General features: G+C 66.6%; 2 protein-coding genes and 1 pseudogene. 2 read left to right on the top strand and 1 reads right to left on the bottom strand.

All coding sequences use genetic code 11. The annotated features are described in order from the left end of the window. Positions 1-220, top strand: a pseudogene (locus tag DBR12_RS22395) (methyl-accepting chemotaxis protein); the annotation flags it as partial. A 336-nt stretch (positions 221-556) separates the two neighbouring features. Further along, on the top strand, positions 557-2,317 hold the full coding sequence (locus DBR12_RS19085) for a methyl-accepting chemotaxis protein (protein ID WP_108618697.1): 1,761 nt from the start codon (positions 557-559) through the stop codon (positions 2,315-2,317). 23 nt (positions 2,318-2,340) lie between these two features. On the opposite strand, the gene recJ is transcribed toward DBR12_RS19085, so the two are convergent. Then, positions 2,341-3,841, bottom strand: a 1,501-nt coding sequence (gene recJ / locus DBR12_RS19080) for a single-stranded-DNA-specific exonuclease RecJ (RefSeq protein ID WP_233244903.1), incomplete at its 5' end; no start/stop codon positions are given.

The following is a 3,841-nucleotide window of genomic DNA, read 5'->3' as shown; positions in this document are numbered from 1 at the left end:
GGCAGCACCTGCGCCCCGACCCGCCCCTGCAGCGGCCCGGGTGGGCGGCACCGGAAGCAAGCCCGCAGCTGCCGCCGCCAAGGCGCCGGTGGCCCCCAAGCTGGCTGGCAAGGCGCCTACCGCGCCCAAGGCCGCACCAGCGCCTGCTTCTTCGTCCTCCCCTGCAGCGGCGTCGCGGGCTACCGCGGGCGGCAATGACGACGAATGGGAGAGTTTCTGATTCGCCCCGGTCCTTGGGCTTTGATTGCTCCTAAATATGTAGCGTAAAAGGCAATACTACAGGGCGGAGACGGCCATTTTTGTCGTAAAAAGCGTACCCCAAACGGCTAACACTGCGTAGCGTCGCAAGGTGGGAGCCCCTTCATCGTGTTCGCGGATATTTCGTTCGCGCATTTGTGGCGCTTTCTGGATGCGGGTATTCCCCGGTGGGAGGCGGGCCCGGCAGCGCCCTGGGCTGTCGTAGGCTATGGCCTGTTATTGATGTAATCGAATGTTACCTGCGCGGTATGCGTAGAACATGAACGAAACATCTCCGGTCCACGAGGAAATCCAAACCATGCAACTCGACAATATCCGCGTCTCCCGCAAGCTTTGGGGCGCCTTCCTGGGTCTGATGATCGGCATGCTGCTGCTCTCGGGCTTTGCTCAGAACCGGGCCAACACGGCCATGTCTGCGGCCATCGATGCCGTGGTCGAGATCGAAGCCCGCATCTCATCGGCTGTGCGCTGGCGTGGCGCCACCGAAACCGCCGTCACCATGGTCATGGGCGGCGCGGTGACCACCGACTCGGTGCTGGCCGAGCAGTACGGCGCCAAGGTCAAGGAGATCATCGGAAACATCAACAAGGTGCAGGAAACCATCGTGGCCGCAGCCACGGCGCCTGAGGAAAAAGCCGCACTCGACAAGGTGCTGGAGGCGCGCAAGATCGTGCTGGCCGCTACCGCCAAAACCTGGGAGCTGAAAGGCGCGGGCGATGCTGTGGCCACCCAGCGCTATGCCGATGACGAGTTTGCCCCCCTGGTCACCAAGTACCTCAAGACCCAGGACGATTTTGTCGCTACGCTGGAGAAGCGCCGAGACACGATCCGTGCGGACGCCACTGCACACCGGATTGAATATGCGATCTGGGGTGTGGTCACCTCGCTGATACTCATGGCGGTGGGCCTTTTTCTGGCCTGGAAGCTGGTGCATTCCATCACCGTACCGCTCGGCCAGGCGGTCGAGACCATCGACGCCATTGCCGCCGGTGACCTTACCCAGGAGCTGCATTCCACCCGCCAGGACGAGTTTGGCCACATGCTGCGCTCGCTGTCGGCCATGTCGGCGCGGCTGCGCACGGTGGTGAGCGAAGTGCGCCACGGGGTGGATGCGGTGTCGTCGGCATCGGTGGAGATAGCCAACGGCAACCACGACCTGTCGGCCCGCACAGAGCAGACGGCGTCGAACCTGGAAGAGACGGCGGCCAGCATGGAACAGCTCACGGCCACCGTGAGCCAGTCGGCCGACACGGCGCGCCAGGCCAACCAGCTGGCAGGCACCGCAGCCCAGGCCGCAGCGCGGGGTGGCGAAGTGGTGGGCCAGGTGGTCACCAGCATGCAGCAGATCACCGACAGCAGCAAAAAGATCAGCGACATCATCGGCACCATCGACGGCATTGCGTTCCAGACCAACATCCTGGCGCTGAACGCTGCGGTGGAAGCCGCCCGAGCGGGCGAACAAGGCAGGGGCTTTGCAGTGGTGGCCAGCGAAGTGCGCAACCTGGCCCAGCGCAGCGCCGAGGCAGCCAAAGAAATCAAGACCCTGATCAGCGCCAGCGTGGAAAACGTGGAATCGGGCTCGGCCCAGGTGGCACAGGCAGGTCAGAGCATGGAAGAAATTGTGGCGAGCGTGCAGCGGGTGAGCGACCTGATCGGAGAGATCACGGCATCGTCCACGGAACAACGCGACGGCATCGCCCAGGTGAACCAGGCGGTGACGCACCTGGATCAGATGACGCAGCAGAACGCGGCGCTGGTGGAGGAATCGACCGCCGCAGCCGCCTCGATGCGCGATCAGGCACAGCGGCTGGCGGAGGTGGTGTCGGTGTTCAACGTGGGTGCGGTGACCGCGCGGGCCCCGGCGGCAGCGCCCCGGGCAGCACCTGCGCCCCGACCCGTTGCGGCCAAAGCGGCTGCCAGCGCTCCTCGCGTGGCGTCGGCTGGATCCAAAGCACCCGCGCCAGCACCAGCGCCTGCGCGCCTGCCTGCCGCCAAGGCCCCTGCGCCCGCCAGCAAGGTGGCGGCGCAGGGAGGCGATGACGACTGGGAAAGCTTCTGAAGACTGACCCGCCGCGCAGCGGGCTAGACCTCTGCGCCTTCCACCAAAAACTGCACCTTGCGCTCGCCCTTCCATTCGTTCACATCCAGGCGGAAGGCCAGCAGCACCCGCGCGGGCAACTGCTCGGTGTGGCCGAACCAGATGGCGTCCACGGGGTTGCCCTGGTGCATGAGCTTCAGGGACAGGTGGTTCTTGGCCTCGCCCACCAGGCGCTGGCTCAGCACCTGAACTTCTTCACTGAAGGTGGGCGGCGCAAAACCCTGGCCCCAGACCTCGCGGTGCAAGGTGTCCACGATGTCGGCGCGGCAGTACTCGGGGGCCAGCGGGCCGTCGGTTTCGATGCGGCGGGTGAGGGTGGCGGCGTCCAGCCATTCCTGCGCGACCTGGGCGAAGGCCTGCTCGAACACGTCAAACGATTCTTCGGCCACGGTGCAGCCCGCCGCCATGGCGTGGCCGCCAAACTTGAGGATCACGCCCGGATGGCGCTTGGCCACCAGGTCCAGCGCGTCGCGCAGGTGAAAGCCGGGGATGGAGCGGCCCGAGCCTTTGAGCTCATGCTCCTTGCCCGGCGCGCTGCTGGCGGCAAACACAAAGGTGGGGCGGTGCAGCTTGTCCTTGATGCGGCTGGCCACGATGCCGACCACGCCCTCGTGGAAGTCGGGGTCGAACACGCTGATGGCGGGCGGTGGCTCTTCGCGCTCGTCAAACAGGCTCTCTGCCATCAGCATGGCCTGCTCGCGCATGCCGCCCTCGATCTCGCGGCGCTCGCGGTTGATGCCGTCCAGCGTGGCGGCCAGCTCGGCGGCGCGGCCTGCGTCGTCGGTCAGCAGGCATTCGATGCCCAGTGTCATGTCGGCCAGGCGCCCTGCGGCGTTGATGCGCGGGCCCAATGCGAAACCAAAGTCGAAGGTGGTGGCAGCTGGCGCCTTGCGGCCTGCGGCATGGAAGAGCGCGGCGATGCCTGCGGGCATCTGGCCCATGCGAATGCGTTTGAGGCCCTGGGCGACCAGGCGGCGGTTGTTGGCGTCGAGCTTGACCACGTCGGCCACGGTGCCCAGCGCCACCAGGGTGAGCAGCGGGTCGAGCTTGGGTTGCGTGGCGGCGTCAAACACGCCGCGCGCGCGCAGTTCGGCGCGCAGTGCCAGCAGTGTGTAGAACATCACGCCCACGCCGGCCATGGACTTGCTCTCGAATGTGCAGCCAGGCTGGTTGGGGTTGACGATGGCATCGGCTGCAGGCAGCGCGGGGCCGGGCAGGTGGTGGTCGGTCACCAGCACCTGCAGGCCCAGGGCCTTGGCCTCGGCCACGCCCTCCACGCTGGCAATGCCGTTGTCCACGGTGATCAGCACATCGGCGCCGCGCTCGGCCACGCGCCGGGCGATGGGCGGGGTGAGGCCATAACCGTCCGTCACGCGGTCGGGCACCAGGTAGTCCACGTTCTGGGCGCCCAGCATGCGCAGGCCACGCACGCCCACGGCGCAGGCGGTTGCGCCGTCGCAGTCGTAGTCGGCCACGATGACCAGG

Origin of the sequence: Acidovorax sp. HMWF029 (genome assembly GCF_003060895.1) — a bacterium.
Taxonomy (GTDB): Bacteria; Pseudomonadota; Gammaproteobacteria; order Burkholderiales; family Burkholderiaceae_C; genus Acidovorax.
Note: the sequence above shows the minus strand (reverse complement) of the source record. Positions and strands in the feature narration are given on the sequence as shown.

Excerpts from the sequence above, each read along its gene's own strand:
- DBR12_RS19085 (WP_108618697.1), top strand. The coding sequence starts at position 557 with ATGCAACTCGACAATATCCGCGTCTCCCGCAAGCTTTGGGGCGCCTTC.